This is a genomic window from Undibacterium sp. WLX3042 (assembly GCF_049544825.1).
Taxonomy (GTDB): Bacteria; Pseudomonadota; Gammaproteobacteria; order Burkholderiales; family Burkholderiaceae_D; genus Undibacterium.
The window spans coordinates 3,736,186-3,756,024 of record NZ_CP186698.1; the positions used below are offsets into that span (position 1 = coordinate 3,736,186).

11 protein-coding genes, 3 tRNA genes, 2 rRNA genes and 2 pseudogenes are annotated in these 19,839 nt (G+C 53.4%); 9 read left to right on the forward strand and 9 right to left on the reverse strand.

The genetic code is table 11. The features are described from left to right. Positions 1 to 331: 331 nt before the first annotated feature. The 6 genes and pseudogenes from ACPAOP_RS17060 to ACPAOP_RS17085 form a co-directional block, all read right to left on the reverse strand. Positions 332 to 3,206, reverse strand: a 23S ribosomal RNA gene (locus ACPAOP_RS17060). Positions 3,207 to 3,595: 389 nt separating this feature from the next. Next, positions 3,596 to 3,672 (reverse strand) — tRNA-Ile (locus ACPAOP_RS17065). Positions 3,673 to 3,677: 5 nt separating this feature from the next. Next, a tRNA-Ala gene (locus ACPAOP_RS17070) sits at positions 3,678 to 3,753 on the reverse strand. Positions 3,754 to 3,861: 108 nt separating this feature from the next. After that, positions 3,862 to 5,392, reverse strand: a 16S ribosomal RNA gene (locus ACPAOP_RS17075). The 16S and 23S rRNA genes sit together here with 2 tRNA genes alongside, the layout of an rRNA operon. 137 nt (positions 5,393 to 5,529) lie before the next feature. Next, positions 5,530 to 6,447: pseudogene (locus ACPAOP_RS17080) on the reverse strand (HlyD family secretion protein); the annotation flags it as partial. 14 nt (positions 6,448 to 6,461) lie between these two features. After that, a complete protein-coding gene (locus ACPAOP_RS17085) occupies positions 6,462 to 7,949 on the reverse strand; it encodes an efflux transporter outer membrane subunit (RefSeq protein ID WP_423680165.1) in 1,488 nt (495 codons plus the stop codon). Between the two features lie 451 nt (positions 7,950 to 8,400). Here ACPAOP_RS17085 and ACPAOP_RS17090 point away from each other — a divergent pair, with 451 nt between their 5' ends. The 8 genes from ACPAOP_RS17090 to ACPAOP_RS17125 all read left to right on the forward strand — a co-directional run bounded on the left by ACPAOP_RS17090 (position 8,401) and on the right by ACPAOP_RS17125 (position 15,405). Beyond that, a complete protein-coding gene (locus ACPAOP_RS17090) occupies positions 8,401 to 9,039 on the forward strand; it encodes a TetR/AcrR family transcriptional regulator (RefSeq protein WP_103738602.1) in 639 nt (212 codons plus the stop codon). An 8-nt stretch (positions 9,040 to 9,047) separates the two neighbouring features. Further along, on the forward strand, positions 9,048 to 10,082 hold the full coding sequence (locus ACPAOP_RS17095; protein WP_423710038.1) for a DUF4105 domain-containing protein: 1,035 nt from the start codon (positions 9,048 to 9,050) through the stop codon (positions 10,080 to 10,082). Continuing rightward, on the forward strand, positions 10,079 to 10,321 hold the full coding sequence (locus ACPAOP_RS17100) for a hypothetical protein (RefSeq protein WP_423708807.1): 243 nt from the start codon (positions 10,079 to 10,081) through the stop codon (positions 10,319 to 10,321). Before ACPAOP_RS17095 ends, ACPAOP_RS17100 begins: the two co-directional genes overlap by 4 nt. A 451-nt stretch (positions 10,322 to 10,772) precedes the next feature. Continuing rightward, positions 10,773 to 12,698: a bifunctional diguanylate cyclase/phosphodiesterase gene (locus ACPAOP_RS17105; RefSeq protein ID WP_423708808.1), complete on the forward strand. Its 1,926-nt coding sequence runs from the start codon at positions 10,773 to 10,775 to the stop codon at positions 12,696 to 12,698. A 192-nt stretch (positions 12,699 to 12,890) separates the two neighbouring features. Then, the gene (locus ACPAOP_RS17110; RefSeq protein ID WP_423680260.1) at positions 12,891 to 13,256 is read left to right on the forward strand and encodes a hypothetical protein; all 366 of its coding nucleotides are present in this window, start codon (positions 12,891 to 12,893) and stop codon (positions 13,254 to 13,256) included. A gap of 113 nt (positions 13,257 to 13,369) precedes the next feature. Then, a tRNA-Leu gene (locus tag ACPAOP_RS17115) sits at positions 13,370 to 13,454 on the forward strand. Positions 13,455 to 13,626: 172 nt separating this feature from the next. Beyond that, a complete protein-coding gene (locus ACPAOP_RS17120; RefSeq protein WP_423708809.1) occupies positions 13,627 to 14,832 on the forward strand; it encodes a tyrosine-type recombinase/integrase in 1,206 nt (401 codons plus the stop codon). A gap of 300 nt (positions 14,833 to 15,132) precedes the next feature. Next, entirely contained in the window at positions 15,133 to 15,405 is a 273-nt protein-coding gene (locus ACPAOP_RS17125; RefSeq protein ID WP_423710050.1) for a hypothetical protein, read from the forward strand. Between the two features lie 221 nt (positions 15,406 to 15,626). Here ACPAOP_RS17125 and ACPAOP_RS17130 read toward each other — a convergent pair whose 3' ends face one another. The 3 genes from ACPAOP_RS17130 to ACPAOP_RS17140 are packed head-to-tail and all read right to left on the reverse strand — an operon-like array spanning position 15,627 to position 16,661. Then, positions 15,627 to 15,983, reverse strand: coding sequence for a cupin domain-containing protein (locus ACPAOP_RS17130; RefSeq protein WP_000215515.1), 357 nt, complete (start codon positions 15,981 to 15,983; stop codon positions 15,627 to 15,629). Next, a complete protein-coding gene (locus ACPAOP_RS17135) occupies positions 15,973 to 16,374 on the reverse strand; it encodes a DUF86 domain-containing protein (protein WP_423708810.1) in 402 nt (133 codons plus the stop codon). The genes ACPAOP_RS17130 and ACPAOP_RS17135 overlap by 11 nt, the downstream gene beginning before the upstream one ends. Beyond that, positions 16,371 to 16,661, reverse strand: coding sequence for a nucleotidyltransferase family protein (locus tag ACPAOP_RS17140; protein ID WP_044396754.1), 291 nt, complete (start codon positions 16,659 to 16,661; stop codon positions 16,371 to 16,373). Before ACPAOP_RS17140 ends, ACPAOP_RS17135 begins: the two co-directional genes overlap by 4 nt. 159 nt (positions 16,662 to 16,820) lie before the next feature. On the opposite strand from ACPAOP_RS17140, the pseudogene ACPAOP_RS17145 reads away from it, so the two are divergent. After that, a pseudogene (locus ACPAOP_RS17145) lies at positions 16,821 to 19,622 on the forward strand (Tn3 family transposase); the annotation flags it as partial. Between the last annotated feature and the right edge of the window lie 217 nt (positions 19,623 to 19,839).

Sequence of the window (19,839 nt, forward strand, 5' to 3'; positions counted from 1 at the left end):
GTCAGTGTCCACAGAAACCGTTTGGGATTACGCATGATCATGATTGTCGATTTCTTTCAGTCGTTGGTACAAATAGGATCGGGAGCATTTGAGTGGTTGTGTCGCAATAAGCGGATCTGGTAAAGTTTGGTATGGACGATTTTCGCAAAAGCCTCATCAAAAGTACCCTCTGCAAGGTTCTTAAACGACTGCATTATCCGTTGGAGAATGTGCGTCGTTTTTCACTCGCACCAATCTCAATTTATTATTTATTCCTGGTTATGATTTGTACCAACATTCATTGGCTCACACTTCATATTGCTCACTTGCAGCCTATACCTGCTAAGGTTATAGGGACAAGCCTTACGGGCAATTAGTACTGGTTAGCTTAATGCATTACTGCACTTCCACACCCAGCCTATCAACGTCCTGGTCTCGAACGACCCTTTAAGGAGATCAAGTCTCCGGGAAGTCTCATCTTAAGGCGAGTTTCCCGCTTAGATGCTTTCAGCGGTTATCTCTTCCGAACATAGCTACTCGGCAATGCCACTGGCGTGACAACCGATACACCAGAGGTTCGTCCACTCCGGTCCTCTCGTACTAGGAGCAGCCCCCTTCAAACTTCCAACGCCCACGGCAGATAGGGACCAAACTGTCTCACGACGTTTTAAACCCAGCTCACGTACCACTTTAAATGGCGAACAGCCATACCCTTGGGACCGGCTACAGCCCCAGGATGTGATGAGCCGACATCGAGGTGCCAAACTCCCCCGTCGATATGAACTCTTGGGAGGAATCAGCCTGTTATCCCCAGAGTACCTTTTATCCGTTGAGCGATGGCCCTTCCATACAGAACCACCGGATCACTATGTCCTACTTTCGTACCTGCTCGACTTGTCAGTCTCGCAGTTAAGCACGCTTATGCCATTGCACTATCATCACGATGTCCGACCGTAATTAGCGTACCTTCGAACTCCTCCGTTACACTTTGGGAGGAGACCGCCCCAGTCAAACTGCCTACCATGCACTGTCCCCGACCCGGATAACGGGCCAAGGTTAGAACCTCAAACAAACCAGGGTGGTATTTCAAGGATGGCTCCACGAGAACTGGCGTCCCCGCTTCAAAGCCTCCCACCTATCCTACACAGATTGGTTCAAAGTCCAATGCAAAGCTACAGTAAAGGTTCATGGGGTCTTTCCGTCTAGCCGCGGGTAGATTGCATCATCACAAACACTTCAACTTCGCTGAGTCTCGGGAGGAGACAGTGTGGCCATCATTACTCCATTCGTGCAGGTCGGAACTTACCCGACAAGGAATTTCGCTACCTTAGGACCGTTATAGTTACGGCCGCCGTTTACTGGGACTTCAATCAAGAGCTTGCACCCCATCATTTAATCTTCCAGCACCGGGCAGGAGTCACACCATATACGTCCACTTTCGTGTTTGCATAGTGCTGTGTTTTTATTAAACAGTTGCAGCCACCAGTTTATTGCAACCCCTTCATCCTTCCCCCGCAGGGGGGTCAAACTACAAGGGCGTACCTTATCCCGAAGTTACGGTACCAATTTGCCGAGTTCCTTCTCCCGAGTTCTCTCAAGCGCCTTAGAATACTCATCTCGCCCACCTGTGTCGGTTTGCGGTACGGTCTCGTATGACTGAAGCTTAGAGGCTTTTCTTGGAACCACTTCCGATCGCTTCGTGAACAAGTTCACTCGTCTCAACCCCTTGAATTACGCACCCGGATTTGCCTAAGTGCCTTCTACAAGTCAAGAACAGGCTCTTCCAACCGCCTGACGACCTTCTGTGATCCGTCCCCCCATCGCATCATACGACGGTGCAGGAATATTAACCTGCTTCCCATCAGCTACGCATCTCTGCCTCGCCTTAGGGGCCGACTCACCCTGCTCCGATGAACGTTGAACAGGAAACCTTGGGCTTACGGCGTGGAGGCTTTTCACCCCCATTATCGCTACTCATGTCAGCATTCGCACTTCTGATACCTCCAGCAACCTTTACAAGTCACCTTCGCAGGCTTACAGAACGCTCTCCTACCATATCCTAAAAGGATATCCGCAGCTTCGGTGTATAGCTTAGCCCCGTTACATCTTCCGCGCAGGACGACTCGATCAGTGAGCTATTACGCTTTCTTTAAAGGGTGGCTGCTTCTAAGCCAACCTCCTGACTGTTTTAGCCTTCCCACTTCGTTTTCCACTTAGCTATACTTTGGGACCTTAGCTGGCGGTCTGGGTTGTTTCCCTCTTGACACCGGACGTTAGCACCCGATGTCTGTCTCCCAAGCTCGCACTCAACGGTATTCGGAGTTTGCAATGGTTTGGTAAGTCGCGATGACCCCCTAGCCATAACAGTGCTCTACCCCCGTTGGTGATACTTGAGGCACTACCTAAATAGTTTTCGGAGAGAACCAGCTATTTCCAGATTTGTTTAGCCTTTCACCCCTACCCACAGCTCATCCCCTAATTTTTCAACATTAGTGGGTTCGGTCCTCCAGTGCGTGTTACCGCACCTTCAACCTGGCCATGAGTAGATCATCTGGTTTCGGGTCTACACCCAGCGACTAAGACGCCCTATTCGGACTCGATTTCTCTACGCCTTCCCTATGCGGTTAAGCTTGCCACTGAATGTAAGTCGCTGACCCATTATACAAAAGGTACGCAGTCACGGAACAAGTCCGCTCCTACTGTTTGTATGCACACGGTTTCAGGTTCTATTTCACTCCCCTCCCGGGGTTCTTTTCGCCTTTCCCTCACGGTACTGGTTCACTATCGGTCGATATCGAGTATTTAGCCTTGGAGGATGGTCCCCCCATGTTCAGACAGGATTTCACGTGTCCCGCCCTACTTGTCGCAAGCTTAGTTCCACAAAGATGATTTCGTATAAGGGGCTATCACCCTCTATGGCCGGAGTTTCCAATCCGTTCTACTATCAAATCTGCTAAATCTTGCAGGCTCTTCCCATTTCGCTCGCCACTACTTTGGGAATCTCGGTTGATTTCTTTTCCTGTAGCTACTTAGATGTTTCAGTTCGCCACGTTCGCTTTTAACACCTATGTATTCAGTGTTAAATGACCTTACGGCCGGGTTTCCCCATTCGGAAATCTGCGGATCAATGTGTGTTTGCTCACTCCCCGCAGCTTATCGCAAGCTACTACGTCCTTCATCGCCTGATATCGCCAAGGCATCCACCATGTGCACTTAGTCACTTGTCCCTATAACTTTAGCTTCTGGTGTCTGGGTCGATTGCTCAACTCAGGTTCATCACCAAAAACGGTTATAGTTCTTTACTACTTATGAGTATTACTTTAGCGTTTGCCGTATCTCAAGAATTTATTTTTTCTAAAACTGCCTTTCGGCTGCTTTTGATCAAACTCTTTTAATACTTTGTTTGTTCGATACAATCATAACCCTTCCATAAATCTGATCAGTATTACTACCAATCTCTTTACAGAAATAAATTTTGATTATTTCTACTTTACTTCTTCTGAATTGTTAAAGAACGAGAACTTCTTGTTACTGAGTCTTCCGACTCTCTTTCGATTTGAAAGAACAAACCTAAACAGCGCTCGCGCCATTTGCGTTTGTTTTCTCAACATACTTTTGGTAGGGCTGGTTGGGCTCGAACCAACGACCCCCGCGTTATCAACACGGTGCTCTAACCAGCTGAGCTACAGCCCCAGTATTGGTGGAGGTTGACGGGATCGAACCGACGACCCCCTGCTTGCAAAGCAGGTGCTCTCCCAGCTGAGCTAAACCCCCATTCAGGCACTACTTCCTACTTCAAAGCAGTTTCACTACTCTTACTACTCTTCTCGTCTCTTTTTAACAGTCAATAAAAGTGAACACTTAATTACGGCGCTACTCTAGAAAGGAGGTGATCCAGCCGCACCTTCCGATACGGCTACCTTGTTACGACTTCACCCCAGTCACGAACCCTGCCGTGGTAAGCGCCCTCCTTACGGTTAAGCTACCTACTTCTGGCAGAACCCGCTCCCATGGTGTGACGGGCGGTGTGTACAAGACCCGGGAACGTATTCACCGCGACATGCTGATCCGCGATTACTAGCGATTCCAACTTCATGTAGTCGAGTTGCAGACTACAATCCGGACTACGATACACTTTCTGGGATTAGCTCCCCCTCGCGGGTTGGCGGCCCTCTGTATGTACCATTGTATGACGTGTGAAGCCCTACCCATAAGGGCCATGAGGACTTGACGTCATCCCCACCTTCCTCCGGTTTGTCACCGGCAGTCTCATTAGAGTGCCCTTTCGTAGCAACTAATGACAAGGGTTGCGCTCGTTGCGGGACTTAACCCAACATCTCACGACACGAGCTGACGACAGCCATGCAGCACCTGTGTGCAGGTTCTCTTGCGAGCACTTCCAAATCTCTTCGGAATTCCTGCCATGTCAAGGGTAGGTAAGGTTTTTCGCGTTGCATCGAATTAATCCACATCATCCACCGCTTGTGCGGGTCCCCGTCAATTCCTTTGAGTTTTAATCTTGCGACCGTACTCCCCAGGCGGTCTACTTCACGCGTTAGCTGCGTTACTAAGTCAATTAAGACCCAACAACTAGTAGACATCGTTTAGGGCGTGGACTACCAGGGTATCTAATCCTGTTTGCTCCCCACGCTTTCGTGCATGAGCGTCAGTGTTATCCCAGGGGGCTGCCTTCGCCATCGGTATTCCTCCACATATCTACGCATTTCACTGCTACACGTGGAATTCTACCCCCCTCTGACACACTCTAGCCATACAGTCTCAAATGCAGTTCCCAGGTTGAGCCCGGGGATTTCACATCTGACTTATATAACCGCCTGCGCACGCTTTACGCCCAGTAATTCCGATTAACGCTTGCACCCTACGTATTACCGCGGCTGCTGGCACGTAGTTAGCCGGTGCTTATTCTTCAGGTACCGTCATTAGCAAGCCATATTAGGACTCACCGTTTCTTCCCTGACAAAAGAGCTTTACAACCCGAAGGCCTTCTTCACTCACGCGGCATTGCTGGATCAGGGTTGCCCCCATTGTCCAAAATTCCCCACTGCTGCCTCCCGTAGGAGTCTGGACCGTGTCTCAGTTCCAGTGTGGCTGGTCGTCCTCTCAGACCAGCTACTGATCGTCGCCTTGGTGAGCCTTTACCTCACCAACTAGCTAATCAGATATCGGCCACTCTTATAGCACGAGGTCCGAAGATCCCCCGCTTTCCTCCTCAGAGCGTATGCGGTATTAGCTATCCTTTCGGATAGTTATCCCCCACTACAAGGTATGTTCCGATACTTTACTCACCCGTTCGCCACTCGCCACCAGACCGAAGTCCGTGCTGCCGTTCGACTTGCATGTGTAAGGCATGCCGCCAGCGTTCAATCTGAGCCAGGATCAAACTCTTCAGTTTAATCTCTGTTTAAAGACATTTCTGTCTGTCGCTCACTCAAAATACTGACAGTTCAGATTCCATTTCTGAAATCCGTCTTGCTTTATTTCTTGTGAAGCATTTGATATTTTTTAAGCATGCCAATCAGTTCAACTGATACTGGCGGTTTCCACCGTCTTGGGGGTGAACTGCGCTGCGCTGGCGACGAAGGAAACGGTGGCTGGAATCACATACTCGGGCGCGGCATCCAGAATGATGCGAACCTCCGAACCCAGCGCAACGCGGCCGGCCACGGTTTCGGGCAGGAAGAAGGTGATGTACACGTCCGACAGATCAAGGAGGTTCAAGACACGTCCGCCCGCTCCAAGCACCTCACCGGGTTGCGCGACACGCACCTGAACCCGTCCGTCGCGCGGAGACCGCAGTTCGCTGTCGCGGATGTCGGCTTCGATGCGGCTGATACTGGCCGTAGCGGCGGACACACTAGACTGCGCGCCGACAAGCTGCGCCCTGGCGGCTTCGACCGCGGCGCGGGCAGCGGCGGCCTGTGCCTTGCTGGCCGCGAGGGTCGCTTGGGCGCCCCGTACGCGCGCCCGGTCATCGTCCAGTTCCTGGATCGAGGCGGCTCCCTCACTCGACAGCGTGCTGGAGCGTGTCAGGCGCCGTTGCGCGGCGTCCAGTTCGGACTCGCGCTGACCAACCAGAGCCAAGGCGGCAGTCACGTCGGCTTCACGCAGCGCCACCTGTGCCTGCGCCGCGGTCACCGAATGCTCAGCCTGCTGACGCATGGCCAGGGCCTCGTCGCGCTGCGCTTCCAGCGTTTCCAGCCGCATCTTGGCCAGTGGCTGGCCGGCTGTGACGAAATCGCCTTCACGCACCAGGATGTCTTCGATGCGGCCGGGAAGCTTGGTGGCCACGTCGATCTCGGTGGCTTCGATGCGGCCATTGCCGTTGACGAATCCTTCGCCCGGGCCGCTGTCGGTAAACCTCGTCCAGCTCCACCAGGCCAGCGCGGCAACAACCGCTGCAGCGAAAGCGACCAGGAGTTTTTTCTTGAGAGAGGGGGAGATAGTCATGGGTTCGGCGTGCCTTAACGGGTTGATGGGGTGGAAGCGGGAGTCGAGGCCGCACCCTGTGCCTCGCCGGCTGCGGCGAGGGTGCCGCCGCCGAGCGCGGCATACAGCGCCACCTGGCTGGACAGCAGCGCGCGGCGCGCCTGTACCAGTTGTTGCTGTGCTCCCAGCAGATCGCGTTGGGCATCCAGCACTTCCAAGAAGGCGGCCGAGCCGTTGTCGTAGCGCAACTTGGCCAGGCGTGCGCGTTCGCTTTGCGCTTCCAGGTTGGCTCTCTGGATCGTCAACTGCTCAGCCAGCCAGTGCTTTGCGCTCAGCGCATCGGCCACCTCGCGGAAGGCCGATTGAATGGTTTTTTCGTATCCGGCGACGGCGATGTCGCGGCGCACTTCGCTCAGCTCCAGATTGGCGCGGCGGCGCCCGCCATCGAAGATGGGCAGCGACAGGGTGGGCATGAAGGTCCAGGCGCGACTGCCGGAATCGAACAAGCCATTCAAGTCGGAGCTGGCCGTGCCGAAGCTGCCGGTCAGCGCAATGCGCGGCAAGAACGCCGCGCGGGCCGCGCCGATGTGGGCATTGCTGGCACGCAATTGGTGTTCGGCGGAAATGATGTCCGGGCGACTGACCAGCAGCTCCGAAGGCAGACCGGCCCGCAGCTCAGCCAGAACCGTCGTTTCATCGAAGGGTGCCTTGGCGGGCAGCGGGCCGGGATCAGCGCCTACCAGCAGTGCCAGGGCGTGCAGTTGCGTGGTGCGAGCCTGCTCAAGCTGCGTCAGCAGCGCCTGAGCCTGGTTCAGCAAAGTTTGGACTTGAGTGAGGTCCAGCTTCGAGGTCGAGCCGACTTCAACGCGGCGCCGGAAAATGCGATAGGACTCCTCGCGGGTCGCGACGGTTTGACGGGCGATCGCCACGCGTTCGTCTATCTCGCGCAAGCCAAGATAACCGTCGGCCACCTGGGCGATCAGCGCCAGGTGGACGGCCTGGCGGGCCGCGTCGGAAGCCAGCCAGCTTTGCAGGGCGGCGTCTTCCAGGTTGCGGACCCGGCCCCACAGATCCAGCTCCCAGGTGCTCAAACCCACCTCGGCCCGATATTCGCCGCCCACCTGCGACCGGCCCGACATGTTCAGATCGCCAGGGACGCGGGCGCGTCCACCCTGGGCACCCACGCCCACGGCAGGAAATCGATCCGAGCGCTGAATGCGGAATGCGGCGCTGGCTTCCTCGACACGCAGCGCGGCCAGGCGCAGGTCGCGGTTGTTTTCCAGCGCAGTCTCGATGAGGCGTTGCAGCAGGGGGTCGGTGAAGTACGCCTGCCAGGCAAGCTCTCCCGCGTGGGCGCCGTCGGTGCCTGATCCAAGATGCGCGGGCCAGGCTTCGGGCACGGGCAATGGCGGGGTGTCTGGCGCCGGAGCGAGCGACATGCAGCCGGTCAAGACGACGGCGCTCAGGGCCAACGAGGCAGCGCGCAATCTGAACGCGGGAAACAACGGGGAAGTTGGGAGCATGGTCACGTTCCGTACAGGTATCGGGCTGAAGAGGGTCTGGTCGCAGAGGAGGGAATGGCTGCCACCCCCGCAATGCGGGGTTCGTGGCTGGTGTCCGCAGGCCCTACTTTCTTGCTTGCAAGTGCTGTCAAGCCCACTTCATCTCCTTGTTGATATGTGCATCCCCGTGTTCCCCGGCTGGTTGATAGGGCGCTCTTCCTGTGTCGTAACCCGATGTGCCGGGTTCACTCGCGCCCTGTGTTGATCTGCATTGTGAAATCTGAAAACAAACGATTGGACGGTTGCTTTCAATTATACATTACAATCCAAGAAACGCAATCAGCGGGCTCGTCGGTCATTGACGCAGGTCAATTCGAGCTGCCGGCTTGGGTTCAAGGAAGGCCCTGATTCTTGGTAGAGCCGGTGACAGGCCCATGGGAACACCCCTCAGATCTTTGAACAGAGCCTTTGAATGCCACCCAAGAAAGATGACGCGCCAGACAACAAGCGCCGCTACCTGTCCTCTGCCGCCAGGAAAGAGGAAATACTCGACGCGGCCCTGGTCGAATTCGCGGATCGGACATACAACGCAGTGTCGATGGAGCGCCTGGCGGAATGCGCGGGCTTGTCCAAGGCTGGCATCTATGCCCACTTCAAAAGCAAGGAAGAAATTTTTCACGCCTTGCTCGAACGTACGACGAAGCAGATTTGTGATTTCCAGGGCTGGCTCCCGGATGAGGATCTGACGTTGCCAGAGCTGGTAGATGTCTACCTGGATCGCCTGTACGCGACCTTCAGCTCCCCTGCCACGATGTCGATCTACCGGCTGCTTCTGGCCGAAAGCGCCCGAACTCCAGAGCTGGTGCAGCGTTGGCACAACGAAGTTGCGCTCGGGCTGAAAGAGCGGGCGCAGACCATCATCCACCGCAACATACGCCGAGGCGTCATTCGCCCAGGCGTCTTGACCGAACACTTCTTCCCGTTGGCGCTCGCGCCCGCAGTGCTGTGGCTGAGTTCCTCGATGCTGTCCAAGGGGAATCCTTCCATCTCGCTGGTGCAGTTACGGGATGCGCACCGGCAACTGTTGCTTGAGCTTTTGCAGCCTCAATGAGCGGAGTGATGCACAGAGTCCTGCGCGCCCTTGCAGGCTTGGCGATCGGCTTTGTGGTACTGCTGCTGACTGTGTGGGGTGCGCTGGCTCTGTGGCATCAGATGCCGGGACCTTCGGTGGTGCGATGGTTCGTCATTGCCATGTGGTCCACATTGGGTGTGACCGTTGTCTTGTCGCGGGCGGGCTTGCTTGGGCGGCGCAATCGCAACATCGCCGGATTCGCATTTGTGATCGCAGCCGCCTCCCTGCTCATGTGGTGGGGGACGCTGCAGCCGTCACACCAGCGTGTATGGGCTGACGATGTCGCTCAGTTGCTGGAGGCCAGGATCGACGGCAACCATGTTCACCTGAATAATGTGCGCAACTTCCAGTGGCGCAGCGAAACCGACTACACCCCGCAGTGGGAGAGCCGCACATACGACCTGGATCGTCTGCGCAGCGCCGACTTGGTGCTTTCCTACTGGAAGGGGCCGCACATCGCCCACACCCTGGTGTCGTTCGGCTTCGATGGCGGTGAACGCGTGGTGTTCTCGCTGGAAATTCGCAAGGAACGCCATGAGTCCTTCTCGGCGGTAGGAGGATTCTTCCGTCAGTTCGAGCAGATCCTGGTAGCCGCCGATGAGCGAGACATTGTGCGTACGCGCAGCAACGCGCGAGGCGAAGATGTTTATCTCTATCGCTTGCAGATGAATCAGGCGAGTGCCCGCGCGTTGTTTCTGGAGTATCTGAACGCGGCCAATGAACCGCGGCAGAAACCGCGCTTTTACAACACGTTAACCAGTAACTGCACGACCATCGTATTCGAGCTGGCCCGGGTCATTGCGCCCGCATTGCCAATGGACTATCGCCTGCTGCTGTCTGGATATTTTGCGCGGTACGTCTACGACCTGCATGGATTGACGCCTGGCTATCGTTACGATGAATTGCAGGCACTGGGGCATATCAACGAACGTGCCCTTGCTTCCGATGTGTCAGAGGATGACTTCTCGATGTCGATTCGACAAGGCGTGCCAGGCATCCCTGCCAACGAGGTGAATCCATGAGGTTCCCGCAGGCCTGCCTTCTCATTGCATGCGCCGCTCTTGCTCCGCTGCTGCTGGGGGGCTGCTCGATCCTGCGCGAGTTCGGCCCAGTGGTTGAAGTTCATACGCTACCTGCCAGGGAGGCCATCGAACTCAAGCGCGGCGACATCCTGACACGTGGCAAGCTCAGCGATGCGACTGTCCAGACCATCAGGGTGGCGGCATTGGATGGGTTGTGTCGCAATAAGCGGATCTGGTAAAGTTTGGTATGGACGATTTTCGCAAAAGCCTCATCAAAAGTACCCTCTGCAAGGTTCTTAAACGACTGCATTATCCGTTGGATGATAGTGCTGCAACCAGTGTGAAAGTAGGTTATCGTCAGGCTTGTATTCTGCGAACCCCCCGTTACCCAGCGTAACGGGGGGTTTTGCTTTTAGGCTTTGCTTTGAATGCATTCATCTGATCGCCGATGTCCTTACGCATTGGCGGTGCTGTGATGGCAGTTGATCGGCACACCGCCAACGCTCATGCCATCACCATGGATTATTACCGGTATATATGCAAATGCAAACAAGAATAAAGTGAATTTTTCTTAACAAATTCTGAGCGGTATAAGATAATGTTCCTGAGTATTTAGAATTTATAGTTAGTTGTATTTAAAATAAATTTTGTTAGGATTTGGTGTTAAATATGACTCTAAAAAGGCAGCTTTTGGTAGCTATTTCGATAATGTTTTCTATTGTCTTCGCAGGGTTGCAGTCATTATCCGTCAACGCTACCAAAGAATTTTTACAACGGCAATTAGCATCTCATGCCCAAGACGCCGCAACTTCCATGTCTATCTCTTTAGGCCAAGCTTTAGAGAAAAAAGATCTGGTTCTTGCGGAGATCCAGGTCGCATTGATGTTTGATCGTGGATATTATCAAAAAATAATTTTGTTTGACGTAAATGGTAATCAGATTTTAGTGAAAGAGTTACCCAAAAAAATAGGAGAGGTTCCGGTATTATTTTCGTCTTTGTTTTCGTTACAAACGCCCGCTGGCGAAGCATTTATTTCTTCTGGTTGGCGACAGTTGGGGAAAGTTGTTGTTGTTAGTCAACCAACATTTGCATACGAGTATTTATGGAGCTCATTTAAAGATGTTGCTTGGTGGATGATTGCGACTTATCTATTAGCATTGGTACTTACCATATTGCTGTTGAGGTTGATTCTTAATCCGTTGTTACAGATTGAGCAAACAGCAATTGAAATACAAAACAAGCGATTTACTCAGATAAGTGTTTTGCCGAGAGCTCGGGAGTTGCGGAGAGTTGTTGTTGCCATGAATGTGATGTCTCGAAAGATATCTGAGACTCTAGATGTTGAAATTGCAAAGGCTGACGCGTATCGCAAGGAAGCATATATCGATAAAGTTACAAAACTTGAAAACCGTGCTGGATTTGATCTTCGGTTCAATCAATTTTTATCGGAAAAAGGCGAGTTTAGTACAGCTGCACTGGTTTTATTAGAGTTAGAAGATTTACGGGAATTTAATAATAAATTTGGTTATCAGCAAGGGGATGCGGTTCTTTTTGGTATTTCTAATGTAATTAAGGATTTGGTTTCAACTAAGGCTAGGTTTGCAGGTCGTATAGGTGGTGCGGCCTTCGCCTTTGTTGTTGCAGATGTTAAAAAAGAAACAATTGAGATTGCTTTGAATGAGTTTCATCGCAGAATTTCTTCCTTGTTTGAAACTCTATCGATAGAAAAAAATCTCAATTTTAGTATTGGTTGTGTTGAGTTCACTTCTTTGCAAACAAGAGCTGAAGTTTTTGCGAAAGCAGATTTAGCTATAGAAACGGCAAGGCATCAAGGTGCTGATAACTACGTATTGTTGAATTTCTGTGATGATACGTCTATCGTCACAGGGTCTTCAGGTTGGAGAACATTAATTCAAAATGCTCTATCAGAAAATAGATGGGCTTTGTTTGTGCAGCCTGTAGTGTGTTTAAGAGACCGTTCAATTTTTCAACATGAAATATTTTCCCGGCTTGTTGATCATCAGGGAAATTTTGTATCTGCTGCAAAATTTTTACCTATGGCTCTGCGGCATCATCTCATGGAGGATATTGACAAGGCTATCGTAACTCTCATTTTTGAACTATTGCTGTCGCCGGTGAATCGTTTGAAGGATGTTGCAGTTAACGTTTCAGTACAATCAGTTCAAAGCCTGCCATTCCAAGAATGGTTGTTTGAAAAACTGGAACGCTCTAAAGCAGTAGCTAATAGATTAGCTTTTGAACTGAATGAGTTTGGTTACTCGAGAGATCTTGAACTGACTCGAGAATTTGTTACTCGTTTGAGGTCGTCTAATGTTCGAATTGGTATTGACCACTTTGGACTAGATTCAAAATCTCTAGATGTTCTTAAACAGGTTCCTCCTGATTACATCAAACTTGATGGTGGATTAGTTAAAACTATACTTTCTAGTGAACAAGGACGTGACCATTTAAGATCTATCATCTCACTTGCAAAATCTCTGGAAATTTTGATTGTTGCACAAAATGTCGAGAGCGAAGAGCTGGTCACTACTCTGTTAGAGGATAACGTTATTTATGGTCAGGGATATCATTTAGGCTCGCCTGAACAAGCTTAAGTTACATTTGGCAATCTTTCCTGAAAGTCGTTATTTTCAGAGGGGAGTGTCAGACCCGATTGCGGCTGGTGGGATGACATTTCTATGCTGATTGGTTATGACTTAACTGCTTTTATAAATTCTGAAAGGAATTGATTTCTAGTTTCTTATTTAAAATGGTGCTTGAGATTAAGGTTATTTAAAAAGGTAACAATGAACAAATCTGAAGCCATATTGATTGCGAACGAGTCTTTACGTGCGAACATACTCAATGACATGAATACGCAGTTTTCGAATGTTGTCCGCTACGCGGGCGATGAAGGCTGGTGGCTCAATATTCCTCTCACTTACTTTCGCAAAGAAATTCATTTTCTGATTTGTAGCGATAAAGCGAGAATCATTCGTCACTTAACGATTAAGGCGAATAACATCCTCAGCCCTGCGACCAAGTTTCGTGTTAAAGATGGTGTCGCCGATATTTTTATTTCGGCGGCAAATCCAAAACGATTGGTTGATGCGTTACAGGGCGGGACAAAGTACAGCTTTAACAAGCACCTTGTCGATGAGTATCGATATTAATCGAGAGTGATTCAGCTTGAGCTAAAGACATTTATTTTGCAGATCATAACAAGGCTGACTGACCTTCGTATTGCAAGTTTTGCCTATTAATGTCATAATTCGGCTTATGCGTTGCCGAGATGGCGGAATAGGTAGACGCACGGGACTCAAAATCCCGCGCCGCAAGGCGTGCCGGTTCGATTCCGGCTCTCGGCACCAATCACACGTTTTACCCAGTATCACATCATCTCAGAACCCGCATGCTTCCTAGTATAGCGGGTTTTTTGTTGTCTCAAGCAGTCTCAGGCGGTAACATCAGATACCAACATTTTATTGGTATCTATGTTGGTACTTACAAATACCATCAAGTTAGATACCAACACTGAGAATTATGCCCTTAACAGATACATTCATACGTCAAGTCAAATACTCTGGCGCCACTGCTGGCGATAAACATTCCGACGGACACGGACTATTCCTTTTAGTAAAAAGCGCAGGGAAATACTGGCGGCTAAGCTATCGATACCTTGGTAAGCAAAAAACTCTTGCATTGGGAGTATATCCAGAAGTTTCACTCGCTAAGGCGCGCCAACGACGAGAGAAGGCTAGAGAGCAACTTGCTGACGGAATTGATCCAGGTGAAGCAAAAAAATCTGAAAAACAAGCTCAATTGATGGATGCAACGAATACGTTTGAAGCGGTTGCATTGGCATGGCTCTCAAAAACAGCATCGTCGCGCGCCGAGACAACTCAGGAAAAAGTAACGAATTGGTTAAATAAAGATGTCTTTCCATTTGTCGGTAAGACGGCGATATCTTCCCTCAAGCCTAGAGATATCTTATTTCTCTTGCAGAGAATCGAGGCCAGAGGGGCGATTGACTCTGCACATCGCATAAAGCAAGTATGCGGGCAGGTAATGCGTTTTGCTGTAGCCGCTGGTTTGGCGGAGCGGGATATTACTGCTGATTTACGAGGCGCACTAACAATCGCTAAGAGTACTAATTACGCAGCGATAACCGAGCCATCCGAAGTCGCAAAATTAATGCGCGCCATATATTCCTACTCTGGTCACCCCTACGCAAAAGCTGCGTTGCGTCTCGCCCCATTGGTTTTTGTCAGGCCAGGTGAGCTGCGGTCAGCAGAATGGTCAGAAATCAACTTGGAACTTGCTGAATGGCGAATACCCGGTGCGAAGATGAAAATGGGACTTGATCATATCGTTCCCCTTTCAACGCAAGCCGTTGAAATTTTACAAGGTATGCATTTGATCACGGGACATGGAAAGTACGTATTTCCAAGCATTCGAACGGGTGATCGTTGTATGAGTGAAAACACGATTAATGCAGCGCTCAGAGGATTGGGGTATGCAAAAGAAGAGATGACTGGTCACGGTTTCAGGGCGATGGCTAGGACCATTATGGATGAGGTGCAGGGTGAGAGAGTTGATTTAATTGAGCATCAATTAGCACATGCGGTCAAAGATCCAAATGGACGGGCATATAACAGGGCAGCTCATCTACCTGCGCGCCGAGAAATGATGCAGCGGTGGGCCGATTATTTGGATAAATTGAAGGGGCATGAATTTAATAGCCGATGACCCTAACTTGATGTTGAATTGCATTGTTAGGGGGCATTACATAGGTAGTTAACTCTATTTGTATCTATTTTCGATAGTTGAATGAACGGCTTTTTTGAGAATACGCAATAAAATTTGTCGTTCTTATGGTTGATAATTTTTTATAAAAGCATGAGTGAAATATTTGCATATTGGGACACTGTAAACCTCCCCCAATCAGTGCCAGGTATTACTAGAGTTTTGAGGTTGATGAAATAATCGGTATTCAACAGGTGTCATCCCGTTGAGCGAATCATGTGGACATTGCTCGTCCAACGGATAATGCAGTCGTTTAAGAACCTTGCAGAGGGTACTTTTGATGAGGCTTTTGCGAAAATCGTCCATACCAAACTTTACCAGATCCGCTTATTGCGACACAACCCTCAGGGCTTCGGGCGACGCGCTGGTCAGCGCCGTGCGCTCACGGGTGCGCCAGCGCTGATGCCAGAGCTTCTTGTCCTCGCGCTCGCTGCCGCAGGTCGTGTGCCCGACGATGGGTGTTTTGCGGCGGCTGCGGCTCATAACGTAGTGGTCTCCAAGAACATTCAGGACTGATCCCAGGCGTCGATGGTCAAGACCTGATCGGCAGGACAGGCGGCTACGCGGTCGGGAACTGGATGGTGTTCAGTCTCATGCCGACCCCATTCGATTGATCGCGTCGCTTGCGGCACGCTGCGACGCAAGGAGGTTTGCGACCTGGTTTAGCAGCCGTGTCCGCTGCATGTCTGTTACCTATCTCCCCGACCGCTCATTGGACCAACTCCAGAGATTGGGCTCTATCGCTCAGCCAATACGAAACCGGCATTGGCTGATGCCACAACCGAGACTAACACAAATGGCTCGGTACCTGTATTTCGCGCCCCGTGCACTTGGCCCGGTCTTGCCACGGCTATCTCACCTTCCCTGAGGGCACGAACAATCCCATTGCCCTGAAAGTAATCAGCCATTCCCGACAAAACAGTCCACGTGTCTTGGCCGTGAGGATGAATGTGAGCCGCAATTTCCTGCCCGGGATGGACATGCCAAACCACGATAATTGAGTCTCGGGTTTCAAGCACAACGGAACGAATAGGCTCGCCTTCGGACGGCTGAACATACTCGGCTACAGAAAATATTCTCGATTCAACAGTCATCGGAGATCCCTCTTTCACAGTTGTCGTTACGGTCTTCATCGTCGGCATCCTGACGCACGGCGGGCAATTGCTGGAGCAACGCCGGCAGCCATTCCTGTACCGTCTCCCACACCACATCGAGGTTGATGTCGAAATAGCCGTGAGCCATGCGATTACGCATATTGCGCATGCTGCGCCACGGCACGTCGGCATGCGCCTGGGTGAACTCGACGTAGCCATCCATCACCTTTGTGGCGGCCTCGCCGATAACGATCAGGCTCATGATGACGGCCTGCTGGGTGCGCTTGTCCGCCAGGAAGTCGTCCTTGACCATCCCTTCCACGAAGCTGCGCGCATCGGTTGCGGCTTGCTGGATGTGGTCGAGGTAATCGGGCAGGCGGTTCTCGTTCATACCGGCCGTGCTTCCGCGAGCACCTTGGCCCGGAACTTCGGCGGCAGGTCGCCTGGCGTCAGTAAATCGACGTCAACGCCGAGCAGCGATTTCAGTTCTTCTTCCAAATCGCCCAAGTCCAACAACGTGGCACCGGGCAGCGCGTCAACCAGCAGGTCGATGTCGCTGCCATCCCGGTCGGTGCCATGCAGCACAGAACCGAAGACGCGCAGGTTCGCTGTTCGGAAACGGCCCACCGCTTCGCGCACCGCGCTTCGCTTTATGTCGAGCACAACGGACGGTCGCATGGGCATCCTTTCTTATCGAAACTCGTTGAAATGATATGCCGATAAGAATAGAGTTTCAAGAACTATTTTCGAGAATTGCAACACCTTGATTTCCCGTGCCGCGCCGGTTGCCTTGGTGGGCTTGTCACAAACGAACGTTTTCAAGAAGAAGGAAACCGCATGCCCCGCCGTTCAATCCTCTCCGCTGCCGAGCGCGACAGCCTCTTAGCTCTGCCCGATACCCAAGACGAACTCATCCGGCACTACACCTTCAGCGAACCCGACCTGTCGCTGATCCGTCAGCGGCGCGGCGACGCCAACCGCCTGGGCGTCGCGGTGCAGTTGTGCTTGCTGCGCCTCCCCGGGCAGGGCCTGCTGCCCGGCGCTGAGGTGCCGACGCCCCTGCTGCAATGGATCGGGCGGCAATTGCGGCTCGATCCGGCGTGTTGGCCGCAGTATGCAGAGCGGGAGGAAACCCGGCGCGAACACCTGCTCGAACTGCGGGCATACCTGGGCATGGAGCCGTTCGGCCTGGCGCATTACCGGCAGGCCGTCCATGCCACGACCGAGTTGGCCTTACAGACCGACAAGGGTGTCGTGCTGGTCAGCGCTATCCTCGACTCGCTGCGCTACCGACACATCATTTTGCCGACGCTGGACGTTGTCGAGCGCGTCTGCGCCGAGGCGATCACCCGCGCCAACCGGCATATCTACAACGCCTTGGCTGAGCCGCTGTCGGACGTGCATCGTCGCCGCCTCGACGATCTGCTCAAGCGCCGTGACAACGGCAAGACGACCTGGTTGGCTTGGCTGCGCCAGTCACCGGCCAAGCCGAATTCGCGGCACATGCTCGAACACATCGAACGCCTCAAAGCCTGGCAGGCGCTCGCCCTGCCTTCCGGCATCGAGCGGCTGATTCACCAGAACCGGCTGCTCAAGATCGCCCGCGAGGGCGGCCAGATGACACCGGCTGACCTGGCCAAGTTCGAAGCGCAGCGTCGATACGCCACCCTGGTGGCGCTCGCCATCGAGGGCACGGCCACCGTCACCGACGAAATCATTGACCTGCATGATCGTATCCTGGGCAAACTGTTCAACGCCGCCAAGAACAAGCATCAGCAGCAGTTCCAGGCGTCCGGCAAGGCGATCAACGCCAAGGTGCGGCTGTTCGGGCGTATCGGTCAGGCGCTGATCGAGGCCAAGCAAGCTGGCCGCGATCCGTTCGCCGCCATCGAGGCCGTCATGTCCTGGGACGCCTTCGCCGAGAGCGTCACCGAAGCCCAGAAGCTCGCGCAACCCGAGGATTTCGATTTCCTGTACCGCATCGGCGAGAGCTACGCCACGCTGCGCCGCTACGCGCCTGAATTCCTCGCCGTGCTCAAGCTGCGTGCCGCGCCCGCAGCCAAGGACGTGCTCGACGCCATCGAAGTGCTGCGCGGCATGAACAGCGACAACGCCCGCAAGGTGCCCGCCGACGCGCCGACCGATTTCATCAAGCCGCGTTGGCAGAAGCTGGTCATGAACGACACCGGTATAGACCGGCGCTACTACGAGCTGTGCGCGCTGTCAGAACTGAAGAACGCGCTGCGCTCCGGCGACATCTGGGTGCAGGGTTCGCGCCAGTTCAAGGACTTCGAGGACTATCTGGTGACACCCGCGAAATTCGCCAGCCTCAAGCAGGCCAGCGAATTGCCGCTGGCCGTGGCCACCGACTGCGACCAGTACCTGCATGAGCGGCTGACGCTGCTGGAAACGCAGCTCGCCACCATCAACCGCATGGCGCTGGCCAATGAGCTGCCGGACGCCATCATCACGGAGTCGGGCCTGAAGATCACGCCGCTCGATGCGGCAGTGCCCGATACCGCTCAAGCGTTGATTAACCAGACGGCCATAATCCTGCCGCACGTCAAGATCACCGAACTGCTGCTGGAGGTGGACGAATGGACGGGCTTCACCCGGCACTTCGCACACCTGAAATCGGGCGACCTGGCCAAGGACAAGAACCTGCTGCTGACCACGATCCTGGCCGACGCCATCAACTTGGGCCTGACCAAGATGGCGGAGTCCTGCCCCGGAACGACCTATGCCAAGCTGGCGTGGCTGCAAGCCTGGCATATCCGCGACGAAACCTACTCGACGGCGCTGGCCGAGCTGGTCAATGCGCAGTTCCGGCATCCATTCGCCGAGCACTGGGGCGACGGCACCACGTCATCGTCGGATGGCCAGAACTTCCGCACCGGCAGCAAGGCCGAGAGCACCGGCCACATCAACCCCAAATACGGTAGCAGCCCAGGGCGGACGTTCTACACCCACATCTCCGACCAGTACGCGCCGTTCCACACCAAGGTCGTGAACGTCGGCGTGCGCGATTCGACCTACGTGCTCGACGGCCTGCTGTACCACGAATCCGACCTGCGCATCGAAGAGCATTACACCGACACGGCGGGTTTCACTGATCACGTCTTCGCCTTGATGCACCTCTTGGGCTTCCGCTTCGCGCCGCGCATCCGCGACCTGGGCGACACCAAGCTCTACATCCCGAAGGGCGATGCCGCCCACGACGGGCTGAAGCCGATGATCGGCGGCACGCTCAACATCAAGCACGTGCGCGCCCATTGGGACGAAATCCTGCGGCTGGCCACCTCGATCAAGCAGGGCACCGTCACGGCCTCCCTGATGCTGCGCAAACTCGGCAGTTACCCACGCCAGAACGGCCTGGCCGTCGCGCTGCGCGAGCTGGGCCGCATCGAGCGTACGCTGTTCATTCTGGACTGGCTGCAAAGCGTCGAGCTGCGCCGCCGCGTCCATGCCGGGCTGAACAAGGGCGAGGCGCGCAACGCGCTGGCCCGCGCCGTGTTCTTCAACCGCCTGGGCGAAATCCGTGACCGCAGTTTTGAGCAGCAGCGCTACCGGGCCAGCGGCCTCAACCTGGTGACGGCCGCCATCGTGCTGTGGAACACAGTCTATCTGGAGCGTGCCGCGAAGGTTGTGTCGCAATAAGCGGATCTGGTAAAGTTTGGTATGGACGATTTTCGCAAAAGCCTCATCAAAAGTACCCTCTGCAAGGTTCTTAAACGACTGCATTATCCGTTGGTCATAAAATCAATGGACCAACTCTTGTTGATTTCGTCGGGCACTACCAATGGTTGCGGGTCTCTTGTTGGAAGTCGCTTTTTACCAATGCGGCGCCGGTTCATCT

Excerpts from the sequence above, each read along its gene's own strand:
- ACPAOP_RS17085 (WP_423680165.1), bottom strand. The coding sequence starts at position 7,949 with ATGCTCCCAACTTCCCCGTTGTTTCCCGCGTTCAGATTGCGCGCTGCC.
- ACPAOP_RS17090 (WP_103738602.1), top strand. The coding sequence starts at position 8,401 with ATGCCACCCAAGAAAGATGACGCGCCAGACAACAAGCGCCGCTACCTG.
- ACPAOP_RS17095 (WP_423710038.1), top strand. The coding sequence starts at position 9,048 with ATGCACAGAGTCCTGCGCGCCCTTGCAGGCTTGGCGATCGGCTTTGTG.
- ACPAOP_RS17100 (WP_423708807.1), top strand. The coding sequence starts at position 10,079 with ATGAGGTTCCCGCAGGCCTGCCTTCTCATTGCATGCGCCGCTCTTGCT.
- ACPAOP_RS17110 (WP_423680260.1), top strand. The coding sequence starts at position 12,891 with ATGAACAAATCTGAAGCCATATTGATTGCGAACGAGTCTTTACGTGCG.
- ACPAOP_RS17120 (WP_423708809.1), top strand. The coding sequence starts at position 13,627 with ATGCCCTTAACAGATACATTCATACGTCAAGTCAAATACTCTGGCGCC.
- ACPAOP_RS17125 (WP_423710050.1), top strand. The coding sequence starts at position 15,133 with ATGCAGTCGTTTAAGAACCTTGCAGAGGGTACTTTTGATGAGGCTTTT.
- ACPAOP_RS17130 (WP_000215515.1), bottom strand. The coding sequence starts at position 15,983 with ATGACTGTTGAATCGAGAATATTTTCTGTAGCCGAGTATGTTCAGCCG.
- ACPAOP_RS17135 (WP_423708810.1), bottom strand. The coding sequence starts at position 16,374 with ATGAACGAGAACCGCCTGCCCGATTACCTCGACCACATCCAGCAAGCC.
- ACPAOP_RS17140 (WP_044396754.1), bottom strand. The coding sequence starts at position 16,661 with ATGCGACCGTCCGTTGTGCTCGACATAAAGCGAAGCGCGGTGCGCGAA.